Origin of the sequence: Nocardia sp. NPDC059236, assembly GCF_042754085.1 — a bacterium.
Taxonomy (GTDB): domain Bacteria; phylum Actinomycetota; class Actinomycetes; order Mycobacteriales; family Mycobacteriaceae; genus Nocardia.
In genome coordinates this window covers 181,306-198,798 of the sequence record NZ_JBHZAF010000008.1, presented here as the reverse complement: position 1 = coordinate 198,798, position 17,493 = coordinate 181,306, and the positions used below count along the sequence as shown (strand labels likewise).

Genomic DNA, 17,493 nt, shown 5'->3' with positions numbered 1-17,493 from the left:
CTAAACCGCCTGCTTCGCCACGAGCCGCACCCCGGTCACCAGGGTCGGCTCGATGGCGACGATGGTGTCCATCTCCCCGTCGACCCACGGCTGCAGCAGGCGCTCGTAGCGTGCGACCCGTTCCGGATCCGTCACGGTGCGGGCGATCCCCGTCACCACCACCGACCATCCCAGCCCCGCAACGGGGTCGATGTCGTCGGCCTCGTACGCCACCACCACATTCGAATCCGCACGCACGGTCGATGTCAGCCGAGACGTGAGCCGGGTCCGCACGACGATGATCTCGCCCTCGTCGACCAGATGGTTCACCGGCCGCACAGCGGGCAACGCGTCACGCGTGAAGATGACCCTCCCGAACGGGACATCGGCCAGCAGCCGCAGTGATTCCGCACGCCCCAGACTCACGGTGGCGCGCGGAGCGAACTGATACCCACGTTTCAACTGCAAACCCTTTCTCACCCGATCCCCGGCACTGCATCTCCTCGATCCATGTCAACACCCGAACCCGCGCCCCCACAGGGCCGAAGGTCCTGTCTCGGACATCCATCGGACACGGCACAGCCCACAACCGACATCGCACCGATGAGCCTGGCAACACCGACTCGCACACCGAGATCCTTGTCTCAGGTTGCCGTATCGGGCACACCGCACCAGGAGCCGTGGTCCGGCCACGACAGGGACGAAGGGCAGTGGTGTTCGGGGACTGTGGCCCTGCCACTCCGTCGGACAACTGCGATGCACTGATCGGGAGTGCACACCCGGTGAAGGGACGAGAGCATGGTGGCCGATTCACGTTTGCACGCTTGGCTGGATCGAGCCGGCGGCGTCCTCGGAACGGCGCTGCTGGCCGGCACGATCGCACCGCTGGTCGCCGGTGGCGTCGCCTGGGTCGCCGGGGCGACAGCAGTGGCCGACTGGTGCTGGGCCGCGGGCACGGTGGTGGCCATGATCCCGGCGGTGTGGTGGGTCGTCGCGGCGCTGCGCCGCGGGCGCGCCGGAGTGGACCTCATCGCGGTGTTGTCGCTGGCCGGCACGCTCTGGGTGCACGAGTACCTCGCGGGCGCCTTGATCGCGGTCATGCTCAGCGGCGGGCACGCGCTCGATGCCGCCGCCGAGCGGCGCGCCGCCCGGGACCTGCGGGCCCTGCTCGAGCGAGCGCCGCGGTCGGCACGGCTACGGCGGGGGGACGTGGTGCGGGTCGTCGATCTCGATGAGATCGTTCCGGGCGACATCCTGGTGATCGCCGCCGGCGAGGTGGTTCCCACCGACGGCAGGATCATGGATACCGTTGCGGCACTGGATGAATCGGCACTGACCGGTGAACCGCTCCAGGTCGAGCGCGCCCCCGGGGAGCCGGTGCGCAGCGGCGTGCTCAATGCCGGCGGCGTGTTCGAGATGCGGGCCACCGCGACGGCCGACGACAGCACCTATGCCGGAATCGTGCGGCTGGCACGCGAAGCCGGAGCCGCCACCGCGCCCACGGTCCGGTTGGCGGACCGTTATGCCGTGTGGTTTCTCCCGCTGACCCTGCTCGTCGCGGGTGCCGCGTACTGGTTCAGCGGATCGCCGGTGCGTGCGGTGGCGGTGCTCGTGGTCGCGACACCGTGCCCGTTGTTGCTGGCCGCGCCCGTTGCCATCGTGTCGGGGCTGTCACGTGCGTCGCGGGTCGGCGTGGTGGTGCGCGACGGCGGGGCGTTGGAAAATCTCGGTCGCGCAACAACTCTGGTCATGGACAAGACCGGTACCGTCACGGCCGGGCGGCCCGTGGTCACGGAAGTCGCCGCCGCTCCGGGCGCGGATGAAGCGTGGCTGTTGCAGCTGGCCGCCTCGGTGGATCAGCTGTCGCCGCACGTGCTGGCCGAGGCGATCGTGACCGAGGCGCTGGCCCGCAAGCTCCAGCTCGCCGTTGCCACAGCGGTTTCCGAGCAGGCGGGTCGCGGCGTCACCGGCACTGTCGACGGTCATCGCGTGCAGGTGGGGAAGTTGCCGGAGTCGATGATCACCCCGGAATGGGCGCGGCCGGTGATGAATCGGGCACGGCTGGACTCCGCCGCCGTCGCCTGGATCGTCGTCGACGACGACCCCCGGGGTGTCGTGTTGCTGCGGGATCCCTTGCGGCGGCAGGCGCCCCGCACCTTGCGCCGGCTGCGTGAGGCCGGGTTGAACCGTCTCGTCATGCTCACCGGTGATCGTCCCGAGCCCGCGCGCGAGGTCGCGACGGTGCTGGGCCTCGACGAGGTCTACGCGGGCCAGAGCCCGGCCGACAAGGTCGAGGCGGTGCGCCGGGAGAGTCGGCAGCAGGTGACCGTCATGGTGGGCGACGGCATCAACGACGCGCCCGCCCTCGCCGCCGCCACGGTGGGAGTGGCCATGGGAGCGCGGGGTTCGACCGCCTCGTCCGAGGCCGCCGATATCGTGCTCACCACCGATCGGCTGGACCGGCTCGCGGACGCCATGGACATCGCCCGCTGGTCGCGGCGCATCGCGGTCCAGAGCGCGACCGTCGGCATGACCCTGTCGCTGGCGGCCATGGTCGTCGCGGCCGTCGGCTGGCTGCCGCCCGCGGCGGGTGCGCTGCTTCAGGAGGCCATCGATGTCGCCGTGATCCTGAACGCGCTGCGAGCACTGCGCGGCAATCCGGCCGCCCGTCTCGACCTGCCGGCGGGCACCGAAGAGCTGCTCCACCGCTTCGCCGCCGAACACGATGTCCTGCAGGACGCCCTCGCGAAGCTCCGCGCGGTCGCCGACCGGGTCGCGGACCGCCCCGATGACGCTGCCCTCGCGGCACTCGACAGCGTGCACCGTTTTCTGATCGAGGACCTGCTGCCCCATGAGGTGGCCGAGGAGACCCAGCTCTATCCCGCGCTCGCCGCGCCGCTCGGCGGCACCGAGGCAACCGCCACCATGAGCCGCGCGCACGCCGAGATCCAGCGGCTGGCCACCCGCATCGGCACCCATCTCGAACTGGCCCACGCGCGTGGCGGATTCGACCCGGATCAGATCGACGACCTGTTGGCCTGCCTCTACGGCCTGCATGCGGTGCTGCGCCTGCACTTCGTGCAGGAGGAGGAGAACTATTTCGCCCTCGCCGCCGACGAACGACTGTGATCATGACCCGGGCCTGCCGGCCGATCGCCCCGTACGGCTGTGCGTTTGTTCCCCCGCCACCGTGACCTTGTCCTCTGTGCCGCCCGCGCGTCCGGACGCACGCTGAACGCACGAACCATCGAAGGAGGCGCGTCATGGAGTACCGGGTGAACGTGTGCGAGATGCCGCCGCAGGCGGTGCTGCGCATACCGTTGGAGATCCGCCCGGACCTGTTGAGCGACGGCATTGTCGGCGGCATGAACCGGCTGGAGGAGGTCGCCGAGCAGGCCGGTCTGGTCGCGAACGGCGCGCCGACGATCACCTTCCATCGGGAACTGCCCGCCGAGGATGCCATCGTCGTCGATTTCGGGCTTCCCATCGAGGCCGCACCCGCCCTCGGCCCGAGTTCGGGTGCGGAGCTGACCATCCAGTCGCCGGCGCTGGTGGCCCGCACCTGCCATCGCGGCAGCTATCACCACATCGACGCCGGGTACCGCGCATTGCGAGAGTGGCTGCAGGGCAATGGCTATCGGCCCATCGGGCCGCCGACAGAGGCTTATCTCATCGGCCCCGACGAGGTGAGCGATCCCCGTCTGCTGATCACCGAGATCCGGATTCCGGTGGCACCCGCCGCGGCCATCGCCGTCCACCTCGATGCGACGTTCCCCGACGCCGTGGACCGCACCCGGATTGCATTGCGGGAGCACGGATTCGGCGTCGTGACCGAATTCGATGTCCAGGCCGCCCTCCGGGAGGGGACCGGTGAGCACATCGAGGACTACCTGATCCTCGGAGCCTGCAACCCGCAGCTGGCCGGTCGCGCCCTCGCCGTCGACCGGGAGGCGGGATTGCTGTTGCCCTGCAATGTCGTCGTGCGGGCCGACCGGACCGGCGTGCTCGTGGAGGCCACCGATCCCACGCTGCTCGCCGAGGTCCTGGCCAGGCCCGAGCTCGCCGGACCGGCCGAAGAGGCCCGTCGATTGCTCGCCACCGCGCTGGCCGGCCTGTCCCATCCCGCCGCGGCGGCCGGCTGAGGCGGTCGAGGACCATGGTCCCGGTCACCACGGGTAGGAGTCCTCTCACCGAAATCCGGCCACGCGAGCAGGCTCGATGCATGGAAACCACCGCTCCCCGCGTCGCCGTCATCTACGCCACCGCCCAGGGATCCACCCGTGAGATCGCCGACTTCATCGGCGCCTATCTCACGGCGCGCGGCGCGACCGTCGAGGTCGCCGACGTCGAACACGCTCCCGAACTCACGCCCTTCGATGCCATCGTGCTGGGCAGCGCCGTGCACGATCTGGCCCTGCTGCCGGAGATGGCCGCATTCGTCCGGTCGCATCGCCACGAACTCCAGGCTTACCCGGTGTGGCTGTTCAGCGTCGGGCTGGGGCCGGCCCTGGTCGGTCCGACCGGGCGCCGCATCGGCCATATCGTCCCGAAGAAGATTGCCGCCCTGCGTGACTCGATCGCACCGCGTGATTTCCACGCGTTCGCCGGGCACTACGAACGCGCCGGGGTCTCGCTGCCCGCGCGCGCCATGTATCGCCTGCTCGGCGGTGCCCGCTACGGGGACCTGCGCGACTGGTCCGACATCACGATCTGGACCGACACCATCGCGCAGGCTCTGCACCTGCCGCAGGCCAAGGCCACTCCGACCCACCCCTGACCCGCACGCCTGCGGTCATCCCGATTTTCGCGAAAGGCCATGCCGATGAGCCATCACACCGATCCGTTCGCCCCGGCGATCCATACCGGCCGCATCTGGCTGCGCACCGTCGCCGACCGGCTCGGCACCGACGACCGGATGCAGGCGCACCGGGCCCTGCGCGCCTGGCTGCACACCGTGCGCGACCGCCTCGATATCGGCGCGGCCGCACACCTGAGCGCCCAGCTGCCCACGCTGCTGCGCGGTGTCTACTACGAGGGCTGGACGCCGGGACGTGTTCCCGTGCGCCATGATCCGCAGTCGTTCCTCGACCAATTCGCCCGGACGGCCGACGTGTCGACGGAAGAGGCGAGGCGGATGTCCGCGGCGGTCACCGACGCGCTGGCCCAGCTGTTCTCCCCCGGCCAGCTCGACCACGTGCTGGCACAACTTCCCGTACCCCTGCGGCGCGTGCTGCTCGGCACCGATTTCAGTGAAATTCTCACCTCCGCAGGTATTTTCGAGACTCCGGAGGCGCAGCAGTGACGATCCGGCACGCCCCCCTGTTCGTCATCGCACTTCCCTTCGTGGTCACCGGCCTCGAACTCAGCGGCGCATCGCCGCTGGCGATGCTGTCCGCCTTGTTCATCCTCGCCGTCCCGATCCTGTTGCTGCTCATGCTGCCCGGGTCGAAAAAGAACTGGAGCCATCATGGGTGACTACGTCGCCACCTTCGATGAATTGCGATTGACCGATGCCGACCGTGCCGGCGGCAAGGGCGCCAATCTCGGCGAACTGGTCGCGGCGCAGCTGCCCGTGCCGCCGGGGTTCGTCGTGCTGAAATCCGCCTACGAAGAGGTGATCTGCGCAGGTGCGCACGGCCCGGAACTCGACGAACTGCACACCCGCGGGCTCGCGGCAGCGCAGGGCGCGACCCGCGGCGAGACACAGCAGCTCGACGAGCTGTGCCGCCGCATGCGGGAATTCGTGCACGACACCCCGATGTCGCCGGCCGTCCGTGATGCCGTGCTGTCGGCCTACCACCGGCTCGGCGACGCCGTTACCGTGGCCGTGCGGTCCTCGGCTGTCGGCGAGGACAGCGCGACCGCGTCGTTCGCGGGAATGAACGTGTCCCACACCAATATTCACGGCGACGATGAATTGATCACCGCGCTGACCGACTGCTGGGCATCGCTGTTCTCCCCGCGCGTGCTGACCTATCGGGCGCGGCGCGGCATGCACAATCGGCCCGAGATGGCCGTGGTGGTGCAGCGGATGGTGGCCGCCCGCACGGCCGGCGTGGCCTTCACCGCCGACCCGGCCACCGGTTCGCTCGATCGCATCGTCATCGACGCCGCGCGCGGCCAGGGCGAGGTGGTGGTGTCCGGCGCCGTCACACCCGACACCTACGTCCTCGACGCGGCCGGACCGACACTGCTCAGCACCGAGGTCGGCAACCAGAGCTTCGCCATCGTGCCCGGCGCGGACGGCGATCAGCGAATTCAGCTCTCCGAATCCGAGGCCGAGGCGCCGGCGCTCACCGACGACCAGGCCGTCGCCGTGGCCCGGCTCGCACTCGAGGTGCAGGCGCACCACGGCCGCCCCCAGGACGTCGAATGGGTCTTCGACGACGAGCATCTCTGGCTGGTCCAGGCGCGGCCGATCACCATACTGCCCGGCGACGCCGCGGCGAAACCGCCCGTGGCGCCCACCGTCGAGGGTCGGGTGCTGGTGCGCGGGCTGGCCGCGGCACCCGGCCGCGCCACTGGGCCCGCGCGCGTATTACGCTCTCCCGCAGAGGGATCCGCGCTGGGCGACGGCGAGATACTGATCGCTCCCATGACCAATCCGGACTGGCTGCCGACCCTGTCGAGGGCCGCCGCGGTGGTGACCGACAGCGGCGGCATGACCTGCCACGCGGCCATTGTGGCGCGCGAACTCGGTATCCCGTGCATCGTCGGAGCCCGCACGGCCACCTCCCAGCTGACCACCGGCCAGGAGGTCACCGTCGACGGGTCCGCCGGCCAGGTGTACGCCGGAAACCCGCTTCCGGCCACCATCACCGCGGTGCCGCGTCCGGTCCCCGAGACCACCGCACCCGAGGCCACCGCGACCCGCGTCTACGTGAATCTCGCGCTGCCCGAAGTCGCCGAACGCGTCGCCGCCGGCGACGCTGACGGGGTCGGCCTGCTGCGCGCCGAGGTCCTGCTGACCCAGGCGCTCGGCGGCCGCCATCCCCGCGATCTCATCGCCCGCGGCGAGGACGAGAAGTTCGTCCAGAGCATGACGGCCTCCATCCTCCGGATCAGCTCCGCCTTCGCGCCTTGCCCGGTCGTCTACCGGGCAAGCGATATGCGCAGCAACGAGTTCCGGGCGCTCGAGGGCGGCGAGCGCTACGAGCCCCGGGAGCACAACCCGATGATCGGGTTCCGGGGCTGCTACCGCTACGTACGCCAGCCGGAGATGTTCCGGCTCGAACTGGCCGCGCTCGCACGCGTGCGCGAACAGACCCCGAACGTGCACCTGATGATCCCGTTCGTCCGCACCCGCTGGGAACTCGAGCAGTGCCTCGAGCTCGTCGACGCGAGCCCGCTCGGACGCCAGCGGGGCCTGCACCGCTGGGTCATGGCCGAGGTGCCGTCGGTGATCTACCGGCTACCGGAGTACGTCGGACTGGGGATCGACGGAATCTCCATCGGCAGCAACGATCTGACCCAGCTCATGCTGGGCGTGGACCGCGATTCCGAGGAGTGCGCCGAATTGTTCGACGAATCCGATGCGGCGGTGCTGGACGCCATCGCGCAGATCGTCACCACCGCCCGCCGGCTCGGCATCACCTCGTCGCTGTGCGGCCAGGCGCCCTCCACCCGTCCGGAATTCGTGGAGCATCTCGTGCGCGCGGGCATCACGTCGGTGTCCGTCTCGCCCGATGCGATCCAGCGCACCCGGCACGCCGTCGCAGCTGCCGAACGGCGCGTGCTCCTGGACCGCGCACTTGCCCAGCCGGACCGGCGGTGACACTGCCGTCCACTCACCTGCACTATCGTCGTCGGGCGCGCGCCTAAAATGAAACAGCCGTAACAGAACAAGTCGCGCGCGCCCGACACGAGTACAGGAAAACACGAGATGACCGTTGAGCCCGACGGCTCCTACTCGGTACGTGACACCCTCTCCCAGCTGCGGCTGCGGGAATTGCTCACCGAGGTCAAGGACCGTGTCGAACAGATCATCGACGCTCGCGACCGCATGGACGGCCTGGTCGAGGCGATGCTCTCGGTGACCTCGGGGCTCGATCTGGATCAAACCCTGCGCACCATCGTGCACACCGCCATCAGCCTCGTCGACGCCCGCTACGGCGCGCTCGGCGTCCGCGCGGACGATCAGCTCGAACAGTTCATCTACGAGGGCATCGACGAGGAGATGCGAGCCCGGATCGGCGATCTCCCGGAGGGCCGCGGCGTGCTGGGTCTGCTGATCAGCCAGCCCAAGCCGATCCGCCTGGACAACATCGCCGACCATCCCTCGTCGGTCGGCTTTCCCGACCACCATCCGCCGATGCGGACCTTCCTCGGCGTGCCCGTCCGGATCCGCGACGAGATCTTCGGCAACCTGTATCTGACCGAGAAGTCCGGCGGCCAACCCTTCACCGAGGACGACGAGGTCATCGTGCAGGCCCTCGCCGCGGCCGCCGGAATCGCGATCGACAACGCCCGGCTCTATCAGTCCACCCGCACCCGCCAAGCCTGGATCGAAGCCACCCGCGACATCGCCACCGAATTCCTGGCCGGAACCGATCCCGAGCAGGTGCTCGCTCACCTCGTCACACACACGCGCACCCTCACCGAATCGAAATGGGCGTTCCTCGCCGTCGACGAGGAACCCGACAGCAACCACGCCGACGCCGAGGGGCTGCGGATCAGCAAGTGCGCCGGTCCGGACGATCACCGTCACACCGGAGTGGTCCACACATCCGGGACGGCGATCGGACGAGCGTTCCGCCAGGGTGTGGCCCTGTGCCTTGACGACAGCGACGATCTCGGTCTCGACATCGCGCTCGACGCCGGACCCGCGCTGATCCTGCCGCTCAACGCCCAGGAGTCGACCTTCGGTGTGCTGGTCATGGTCCGCCCGGCCGGTGCTCCCCCGTTCGCGGACGAATTACAGGAACTGGCAGGCGCTTTCACCGATCAGGCCGCGCTGGCGATCCAGCTGGCCGAGGCCCAGCAGCGCATGCGCGAACTCGACGTGCTGACCGATCGCGACCGCATCGCCCGCGACCTGCACGACCATGTCATCCAGCGGCTCTTCGCGGCCGGTCTGAGCCTGCAGGGCACCGTCGCCCGCGCCCGTTCGGCCGAAGTGCGCGACCGGATCTCGGACGTCATCAACGAATTGCAGGACGTGGTCCAGGAGATCCGCACCTCGATCTTCGACCTGCACGGCGGCGCGGCGAGCAGCACCCGGCTGCGGCAGCGGATCGAGGAGGTGATCCGCACGCACACCGCCGATACCGGCCTGCGCACGTCGTTGCGCATCACCGGGCCGCTGTCGGTGGTGGCGGCCGAACTCGCCGACCATGCCGAAGCCGTGGTGCGCGAAGCGGTTTCCAATGCGGTGCGGCATGCCGGGGCGGCGACGGTCGCGGTGACCATCGACGTCTCCGACGATCTGACTGTGCTGGTCGCCGACGACGGCTGCGGGATCCCCGAGAACATCACCCCGAGTGGGCTGCACAACCTGCAGCGCCGGGCCGAGGAGATGGGCGGCACCTTCTCCTTCGGCCCCAACCCCGAGGGAGCGGGGACCTTGCTGCACTGGGCGGCGCCGCTGGAGTGAACCGGCGGCCGCCGCGCCAACCGGTCATTCGCCGCGCACGATGACGATCGGGCAATCGACGCTGTGCAGCAGGGCGTTGCTGGTGGAACCCAGGAGCATGCCGGTGAAGCCGCCCCGTCCGTGGCTGCCGACGACCACCAGCTGCGCGTGTTCGGCCTCGTCCAGCAGCGAGCGAACCGGACGATCCTTCACCAGGATTCGCCGTACCGGGACATCGGGATACCGCTCGGCGTATCCGGCCATCTCCTCACCGAAGGTCGCCCGCTCCTGCTCCTCGATGGTCTCCCACCCCGACATCGGCAGGTAGGGTCCGCTGACGTCGCTCCAGGCGTGCAGTGCGGTCAGGCCGGTCTTGCGCAGCGACGCCTCCTCGAACGCGAGCTCCAGCGCCGCAACACTGTTCGACGTGCCGTCGACACCGACCAGCACCGGCTGCCGCGCCGATACCGGGTCCGCCGCCGCGGTCGAATGGATGACGGCAACGGGGCAGTGCGCGTGGTGGGTCACCGCGGTGGCGACCGATCCCAGCAGCCCACGCCGGAGCGCGCCGAGTCCGCGACTGCCGAGCACGATCATCCGGGCGTCCCGCGACAGGTCCATCAAGCGCGAGATGATCGGCTCCTCGGTGACTTCCGAGGACATCTCGACCCCTTCGCCGGGCAGCGTCTCGGACGCGATGCGGGTCGCCTCACCCACGATGCGTTCGCCGTCCAGTTCGAGCGAAGCCATGTCGGGGGCATCGAGCACGACGGTCGGCGAGGGCCCGGCCGGCGCGCAAATCGACGTGACGATGTGCAAGGGAGCCCCGTGCCGCGCGGCATCCAGCGTCCCCCAGGCCACCGCCTGGTAGGAGACGGCCGAACCGTCCACGGCCACGACGATCGGTGGATTCGGATCCACCTGCGGGGCAAGGTTTTCAGTCATTTGTGCGCTCCTGACTCTCATGTCTTCGCTATTGCTCACCCGACAGGCTCAGCGATTCGAGCGGACGGACGATGTCCTCGAGCGGGAGCCGAGGTGTGGTGGGTACCGGTGCGGCGCTGGTCGCCGCCCAGCCCATCCGGATGATCAGCTGCGGATAACCGAAGTCGCCCAGCAGATCCCGGCGGATCCGGGTCCGCACACCGGTGACTTCGAGGGGTTCGCTCAGCGCGCAGGTGGCCAGCCCCCGCGCGGTGGCCTCGAGCAGTACCGCGCTCGCCACCTCGCCGGCGCGTAGCCAGCCCCAGAGATCATCCGAGGCGGTACACACCAACAGCATTCGCGCGGCCTCCTCGGTGTCACTCACGACCGCCTCGGGCAGGCGGGGGTCGCCGAACGGCCGGACTGTCGCATCCGGCGGGACCACCGCGTTGCGCGCGGGTACGCCCTGTGTGCCGGCGTGGTGGCCGCTCCATTCCGTCAGCTCGGCGTTGTAGCCGGCGTCATCGCGGTGTGCGGTCGCGGCGTCGACGAAAGCGCGCATCAGTCGCGCGTGCTCCCCGGTCGTGTCGATCTCGCGGACCTGCACTCCCGGTACATCCGCGCCCGCGGCGACGACCGCGGATACCTGCGCGGGCGGCACCTCCCACGAGGTGAACCGGCGACGGTCGCTGCGCCGCCGGGCAATAGCGCGCGCCAGACGCGTAGCGGACGCGTCGGGCTCGGCGTGGTGGAGCTCCAGGGCGGCGAGATGTCTCGGCTCGGCGGGGTTCGGGAACCGGTGCACGACCGTATCCCAGCCGACCGCGCGCAATGCCACGCGCAGATGATGCAGCGCCGCACCACAACTCACCACCAGCTCCCGGCTGTCCGGGTCGGTGTAGGGCAGCCGGCGGCTGTCGTCGGCGTAGAGGTGCACCGTGGTGTCGCCGACCCGCCACAGCCACGGCTGGGTGTTGTGCACCGACGGCGCCCGCACCGCCAGCGCCACGGCGGCGCGGATGGTGTCGTGATCGGGGAGAGTCGACATTGCCTGTCCTTCCTCGAAATTCTCGTGCTCTCACCCAGCATGGCCCGTGCGACAGGCCGCCGGTGACGGCCGAAAGTCACTGTCCGGCGGGTTCTTCGGCCCGGGTTTGCGATGGCTGACGGACCACCAGGACCGGGCACTGCGCCAGATGCAGCAGCGCGGTGCTCACCGAGCCCAGCCCTATCCCGGCGAATCCGCCCCGGCCATGGCTGCCGACCACTACGAGCTGTGCGTTCTCGGCCTGCTCCAGCAGCGCGCGCACCGGGGTATCGGAGGACACCACCCGGTGCACGGTGACCTCCGGACAGCGCGCGGCGTAGCCGGCGAGGGCCGCTTCCAGCAGCACATCCTGGGTCTTGCGGATCGCGTCCCACCCCATCACGGGTAAGTCGAAGCCACCCGTATCACTCCACGCCTGCACCGCGATCAGGTCGGCCTTGCGCCGCGACGCCTCCCCGAAGGCGAGCTCGATGGCCGGCACGCTGTTCGCCGATCCGTCCACCCCGACCACCACCGGTTTCGACGCCGAGGCCGGGTCTGTCTCCGAAACACCGTGCACGACCGCGACCGGACAGTGCGCCTGCCGGGCCAGCGCGGTACTCACCGACCCCAGCACCGCCCGCCCGATCGAGCCGAGCCCCCGATTGCCGACCACCAGCAGCCGCGCCCGCCGCGAGCGCTCGATCAACGCGCCGATGATCATGTCGAAGATCAGTTCGGTCCTGATGTGCAGGCTCGCCCCCGGCACTGCGTGGGCGGCGATACGCGCGGCGTCGGCGAGCACCTGCTGTCCTCGCTGCCTCAGGTCACGCCTGTCGTGGGGGTTCTGTTCCGTCGCCCCCGCCACGATCGGGTTCGCGTACGAGGTGACGATATGCAGCGGGCAGCCCCGCATGTCGGCTTCGACGGCGGCCCACATCACCGCCTGATAGGAGATCTCGGATCCATCCGTGCCGACGACGATCCCCAGATCATCGTGATCCGAGTGCTCGAAACTCGTTGTGGGAACAGCATTCTCTTCCATGACGTCTCCTGATTCGGTGGCTGCTCGGCTCACTCCGCGGGACGGACAACCATGATCGGGCAATGGGCGTGCTGCACCAGCGTGTGCGTCGTGGAACCCAGGAGCATGCCGGTGAAACCGCCGCGGCCGCGGTTGCCGACCACGATCAGTTGCGCGTGTTTCGACCACCCTTGCAGCTTGTCCGCCGGGGCGGACGCATAGATGCGGCGGGTGACCTGCACGTCCGGGTACTTCTCCTGGAAGCCCGCGAGTCGTTCGGTCAGGAGGGCGTCCTCGAGTCCGTCCACCTGGTCCAGATCGGCGGGGGCTCGGTCACCGAGGTATTCGCCGAAATCCCAATCGCTCCAGACATGTACGGCGACCAGGTCGGCGTGGCGTTCGGCGGCTTCGGCGAAGGCCGTGGCGATGGCGGCCTCGCTGACCGGGCTGCCGTCGACGCCGACGACGACCGGTCCGAACTCGCGGAGAGTGTCGTGCGCATCCGGATCCGGGCGCACCACGATCACGGAACTGTGGGCATGGGAGGTGACGGAGAAAAGCGTGGATCCCAGATGGACGAATGTCCCGGCGTTTCCGGTCGCTCCGAGCACCACCGCGTAGGCGGCCGAGCTCAGCTCCACCAGCAGTCTGCTTGCATTGGTCACCGAAAGCCGTGTCGCGGTCCGCAATCCGGGTTCGATCCGCAGCGCCATCTCCTCGGCCTCGCGAACGAGCTGCTGCCCCCGGGCCCGCACCGCGTCGACCACCGACGGCGGCACCACCCCGGAGGGCCCTCCAGAACTGCTGACTCCGCCCAGATCGAGGGCGTGCACGATCTGGAGCTCCCGGCGGCGCTGGGCGGCATAGCTCGCGGCCCAGCGCAGGGCGAGCTCCGATCCGAGCGATCCGTCCACTCCGACCACGACACCGGCCGAGGCCAAGTGGTGCGGATCGTCGTAGTCCTCGTGTGTCATCACGTCCTCCTCTGTGGAACAGGCGTTTCGGCGCTGCCCGAGCCGGCCGGCGAGAAGCAGCTCGGCCGGGTCTCAGGTTCTTGCTGGTACAGCTCGGCGATGCGGGCAGGATGGCCGGGCCGGGTGCCCGGCGTGGTCAGGGCGGCGGTGGCGGCGGCGATGCCCAGCCGCACCGCCTCATCGAGTGGGTAGCCGCGTGCCAGGCCGACCGTCATGGCGCCCACCATGGCGTCACCGGCCCCGATACCGCTGCGGACGGTCACCTCGAGCGACGGGAACCACTCGTCGTCGTAGCGCGTCACCGCCAGCGCGCCGCTCGCCCCCAGCGACACGACCACGATCTCGCAAACTCCCGCCAGGATGAGCTCCCGCGCGGCCGCGAGTTGCGACTTGCGGTCGGGCAGCGGGTGACCGGTGAGCTCGGCGAGCTCACGCACACTCGGTTTCAGGAGGTGAACCCCGTACCGGACCGCGCGCAGCGCTGCACCCGACGTATCCAGGATCAGACGGACACCCAGGTCGCGCAGCAGGTCGGCGAGAGTCTGATAGAGGTCGTCCGGGACACCCGGGGGCAGACTGCCGCTTGCGACCACATAGCGGGAACCGACTGCCGCGCGTTCGATTTCACTCAAGCAGAGATGCAGTTCCGGCGCGGTCACCCGGGGTCCCGGAAACACGAATCGGAACTGGTCGCCGCTTCCGTTGTCGGTGACCGCGAGGTTCTCCCGGGTATGGCCGGAGATCGGGATCGATCGCATCGGGACTCCGGCGTCACGGACCAGCTCCTCGAGCTGCCGCCCCGACGGGCCGCCCGCCGGGAAGATCGCGGTCACCGGCTCGCCGAGAGCCGCGATGGTGCGCGCGGCGTTGATTCCGCCGCCACCGGGATCGAATCGCGGTGGCGTGCAGCGGGTCTTGGAGGTCGGCCGGATGCGGTCCGCACCGGCGGCGATGTCGATCGCGGGATTCATGGTCAAGGTCACGATCGGCATCGGCCGCCTTCTCTCGGGTGTGGGCCCGTGCGGTTCGCGGGGCCGGGATGTCACTCCGCGGACTTGACTTCGACTGTCTTGATGGGCGATTCGGGCTCACCGAGCGCAACACTGACAGTCAGGATGCCCTTGGCGTAACTCGCGTCGATGCCTTCCTCCTGAGCCCCCGGCGGCAGTACGACAGTGCGGACGAAGGAGCCGTAGGTGAACTCCGAATGTCCCTTCTCCTCGTGTTTCTCGGTCCGCTCGGCCTTGATGGTCAGCTCCCCCTGGTGCACGGACACCTCGATGTCCTTGGCCGGGTCCACACCGGGAATCTCGGCGCGCACCAGGTAGCGCCCCTCCTCGATGGTGTCCTCGACGCGCATCAGGTGGGTGCCGAACATCGGGACGGCGGGCGGCGCCACGGCGTTCCACAGCTCGGCAAGGTCGGGCAGCAGCGAACCGGGCTGACGATGTACGGACAGCAGGCTCATGATCCCTCCTTACGAGAGGTAAACTGTTCTGACACACTAGATTTCACGCTCCAGACCATCGGTTCTGTAGGGCATCGAGTCGTCGCTGCCGGGGACGGTGGTCCTTTCGCCGGTGACTTTGGTCCCGCGATCCCGGGTGCGCGGTCTCTAGCCGACGGGAGTGACGCGGCGAACCCTGGCTTCATGGAGACGAACATCCCCACCGCGGTGACCGCTGAACCCGGTCCGGTCGTCGCCGGCATCGACGGCTCGCAGGTGGCCGTGCGCGCCGCCGAGTGGGCCGCGGCCGAGGCCGTCGCCCGGCATGCCCCATTGCGATTGGTCTCGGTCGTGCCCGCGATCGACAAGCCCGCATTCCGGCCGGGCGGGCAGCGGCACCGGGAGGCTCACGCGGCACTCGAGGACACGCGCTCCGCGGTCCTCGCGCGGCACCAAACTGCTGAGGATGCGGACCCGCTCGCGATCACCACCGCCGTGCTGCGTGGGCAAGCCGATCATGTACTCGTCGAGCTCTCGCGGTCAGCGATGCTCATCGCGCTGGGTGCCCGGGACGTCGGGTTTCTCTCTCACATGGTGCTGGGATCCACCGCGCTGGCGGTGACCAGGGATGCCTGCTGCCCGGTCGCGGTGGTCGGACGGCCCGCAGCCGAGCACGGTTCGATCCTGGTCGTGGTCGGCACCTGGTACACCGCCCGTGCGGCCCTGCTCGCCGGGTTCCGCGCGGCACGGGACCGCGGCACGGATGTCACCGTGGCGCGGGTATGGCAGGGGCGGCAGTGGGCGTCACCACCCGATTACGCGATGTGGTCGGGACTTCCGCCCGATCACCACACGGCGACCTCGGTCGTCCCCGATGCCCAGCTGCGGCAGTATCGACGCGACTTCCCCGATGTGGAGGTGCGGCCCGTCACGGTGGTCGGCGATGCCACGACCGCGGTCGAACGCCTCGGCGCCACTGCGCAATTGGTCGTGATCGGGCATGATCCCGAGTCCGCCCACACGGCGCGTCTGGGCAGCATCACCCAGGATCTCGTCCGCCACGCGCCCTGCCCGGTGCTGGTGGTCCCGGACCCATCCGGAACCGAGATCGTGTCCCGCGATACGGCAACGGCTTTCCCCCGGATCGTCACGCGATGAGCGACCTCCGAGCCTGGAACCCCCATGCGGTGATCGACGACCTCGGGCTCGATCCGGCGGCCCAGGCCGTGCTCGCGAGTTGTTCGATCGGATCGCCGAATCCGCCTGGTGCGGAGGCGAACCGGGCCTGCTGTTCCTCGACGCGGTCAACCGCGCCAACCCGGTACCGGAGCTGGGCGCGTTGCGGGCCACCAACCCGTGCGGCGAGGTACCGCTGGCACCGTACGAGTCCTGCACGCTCGGTTCGGTGAATCTCGCACGCTTCGTCATCGGCGAAAGACTCGACGAGCAGAGGCTCGCACAGGGCGTCGCGATCGCGGTCCGCTTCCTCGACGACGTGCTCGACGTGTCCGAGTATCCCGTGCCGGAACTGGCCGCCGCCGCGCGTGCCACCCGCAAGATCGGCCTCGGGGTCATGGGCCTCGCGGAAATGCTTGCCGCCCTGGGCCTCCCATACGACAGCACCGACGCCGTCCGCTCCACCGGCGGGCTCATGGCGCGCATCGCCCGCTGGGCGCACGCCGCCTCACGGCAGCTGGCCGTCGAGCGCGGCCCGTTCCCACTGTTCCCCCACAGCCGGTGGGCCACCGGGTCCCCCATGCGCCACGCGCAGGTCACCTCGATCGCACCCACAGGGACGATCTCGCTGATCGCAGGCACCTCCGCCGGCATCGAACCCCTCTACGGCCTTGCCTATACCCGGCACATCCTCGGACGCGACTTCCCGCATATCGATCCCCTGTTCCGGGCACGCGCCACGGCCGCAGGGGCATGGTCCACCGTCCTGGAAGACGAAATCCTCTCTACCGGAACAGCTTCCGGCGCCATCGGATTGCCGGATGAGCTCCGCCGTAGATTTGACACCGCACACGAAATCGAGCCGATCTGGCACATCCGGATGCAGGCCGCCGTCCAATGCCACACCGACGCCGCCGTCTCGAAGACGGTCAACCTCCCCGAATCCGAAACTCCCGACGACGTACGCCGGGTCTTCCAGCGCGCCTGGCAGGCCGGCGCTAAGGGCATCACCGTCTACCGTTCCGGCACCCGCCCCGGCCAGGTGCTGCGCTACATCGACGCCGAGTCGTGCGAGGGCCGGTAACCGGGGAACCGTTCCTTCGATATGGGGAACCGCAGCCGTCGCGATCGGGCGCGTTCTCCAGCGGAGTGCCCCGATGCCGATCCACGGCCTCGTAAGCGATGTTCAGCCCGCCGCCGGGCAATCCCGCGAGGCTCGATCGTGCCACTTCCCAGGTGAATTCCCGAGAGAACTTGGTGGCATTGGCCGCGGCGCGCTCGAACGCGGACTTGCCGATCGGCTCCCAGCGCCTCGGCTGGTGCTTCGCGGGCTCTCATGGTTGACGGTCTTCACGGAAACCTCCCGCTCCC

15 protein-coding genes and 1 pseudogene are annotated in these 17,493 nt (G+C 69.5%); 9 read left to right on the top strand and 7 right to left on the bottom strand.

Annotated features, from left to right (window positions below; genetic code table 11):
- Nucleotides 1-441 carry a pyridoxamine 5'-phosphate oxidase family protein gene (locus tag ACFXIV_RS22400; protein ID WP_379396117.1) on the bottom strand — a complete coding sequence of 147 codons (441 nt, stop codon included), beginning with the start codon at nt 439-441 and terminating at the stop codon, nt 1-3.
- A gap of 336 nt (nt 442-777) precedes the next feature.
- Between ACFXIV_RS22400 and ACFXIV_RS22395 the strand changes: the two genes are divergently transcribed.
- The 7 genes from ACFXIV_RS22395 (at nt 778) to ACFXIV_RS22365 (ending at nt 9,571) form a co-directional block, all read left to right on the top strand.
- Nucleotides 778-3,108 (top strand): heavy metal translocating P-type ATPase, encoded by a 2,331-nt coding sequence (locus ACFXIV_RS22395; protein ID WP_379396119.1) that lies wholly within the window; start codon nt 778-780, stop codon nt 3,106-3,108.
- A 134-nt stretch (nt 3,109-3,242) separates the two neighbouring features.
- Complete coding sequence (locus ACFXIV_RS22390; RefSeq protein WP_379396121.1) at nt 3,243-4,121, top strand: DUF302 domain-containing protein; 879 nt, start codon at nt 3,243-3,245, stop codon at nt 4,119-4,121.
- Nucleotides 4,122-4,201: 80 nt separating this feature from the next.
- Complete coding sequence (locus tag ACFXIV_RS22385; protein WP_379396123.1) at nt 4,202-4,756, top strand: flavodoxin domain-containing protein; 555 nt, start codon at nt 4,202-4,204, stop codon at nt 4,754-4,756.
- Between the two features lie 45 nt (nt 4,757-4,801).
- The gene (locus ACFXIV_RS22380) at nt 4,802-5,281 is read left to right on the top strand and encodes a DUF2267 domain-containing protein (protein ID WP_379396125.1); all 480 of its coding nucleotides are present in this window, start codon (nt 4,802-4,804) and stop codon (nt 5,279-5,281) included.
- Complete coding sequence (locus ACFXIV_RS22375) at nt 5,278-5,454, top strand: hypothetical protein (protein ID WP_379396127.1); 177 nt, start codon at nt 5,278-5,280, stop codon at nt 5,452-5,454. Before ACFXIV_RS22380 ends, ACFXIV_RS22375 begins: the two co-directional genes overlap by 4 nt.
- On the top strand, nt 5,447-7,753 hold the full coding sequence (gene ppsA / locus ACFXIV_RS22370) for a phosphoenolpyruvate synthase (RefSeq protein WP_379396129.1): 2,307 nt from the start codon (nt 5,447-5,449) through the stop codon (nt 7,751-7,753). The genes ACFXIV_RS22375 and ppsA overlap by 8 nt, the downstream gene beginning before the upstream one ends.
- A gap of 108 nt (nt 7,754-7,861) precedes the next feature.
- Nucleotides 7,862-9,571 (top strand): GAF domain-containing sensor histidine kinase, encoded by a 1,710-nt coding sequence (locus ACFXIV_RS22365; protein ID WP_379396131.1) that lies wholly within the window; start codon nt 7,862-7,864, stop codon nt 9,569-9,571.
- A gap of 24 nt (nt 9,572-9,595) precedes the next feature.
- On the opposite strand, the gene ACFXIV_RS22360 is transcribed toward ACFXIV_RS22365, so the two are convergent.
- From ACFXIV_RS22360 to ACFXIV_RS22335, 6 genes are all read right to left on the bottom strand, one after another.
- Complete coding sequence (locus tag ACFXIV_RS22360) at nt 9,596-10,495, bottom strand: universal stress protein (RefSeq protein WP_379396133.1); 900 nt, start codon at nt 10,493-10,495, stop codon at nt 9,596-9,598.
- A 28-nt stretch (nt 10,496-10,523) separates the two neighbouring features.
- Entirely contained in the window at nt 10,524-11,522 is a 999-nt protein-coding gene (locus ACFXIV_RS22355; protein ID WP_379396135.1) for an Acg family FMN-binding oxidoreductase, read from the bottom strand.
- A gap of 76 nt (nt 11,523-11,598) precedes the next feature.
- Complete coding sequence (locus tag ACFXIV_RS22350) at nt 11,599-12,546, bottom strand: universal stress protein (RefSeq protein WP_379396137.1); 948 nt, start codon at nt 12,544-12,546, stop codon at nt 11,599-11,601.
- Nucleotides 12,547-12,575: 29 nt separating this feature from the next.
- Nucleotides 12,576-13,499 carry a universal stress protein gene (locus tag ACFXIV_RS22345; protein ID WP_379396139.1) on the bottom strand — a complete coding sequence of 308 codons (924 nt, stop codon included), beginning with the start codon at nt 13,497-13,499 and terminating at the stop codon, nt 12,576-12,578.
- Nucleotides 13,499-14,491, bottom strand: coding sequence for a 1-phosphofructokinase family hexose kinase (locus ACFXIV_RS22340; RefSeq protein WP_379396141.1), 993 nt, complete (start codon nt 14,489-14,491; stop codon nt 13,499-13,501). The genes ACFXIV_RS22345 and ACFXIV_RS22340 overlap by 1 nt, the downstream gene beginning before the upstream one ends.
- 50 nt (nt 14,492-14,541) lie before the next feature.
- A complete protein-coding gene (locus ACFXIV_RS22335) occupies nt 14,542-14,970 on the bottom strand; it encodes an Hsp20/alpha crystallin family protein (protein ID WP_379396471.1) in 429 nt (142 codons plus the stop codon).
- A 180-nt stretch (nt 14,971-15,150) separates the two neighbouring features.
- Here ACFXIV_RS22335 and ACFXIV_RS22330 point away from each other — a divergent pair, with 180 nt between their 5' ends.
- On the top strand, nt 15,151-16,104 hold the full coding sequence (locus ACFXIV_RS22330) for a universal stress protein (RefSeq protein WP_379396143.1): 954 nt from the start codon (nt 15,151-15,153) through the stop codon (nt 16,102-16,104).
- A 70-nt stretch (nt 16,105-16,174) separates the two neighbouring features.
- Nucleotides 16,175-17,176 (top strand): annotated as a pseudogene (locus ACFXIV_RS22325) (ribonucleoside-diphosphate reductase); the annotation flags it as partial.
- Between the last annotated feature and the right edge of the window lie 317 nt (nt 17,177-17,493).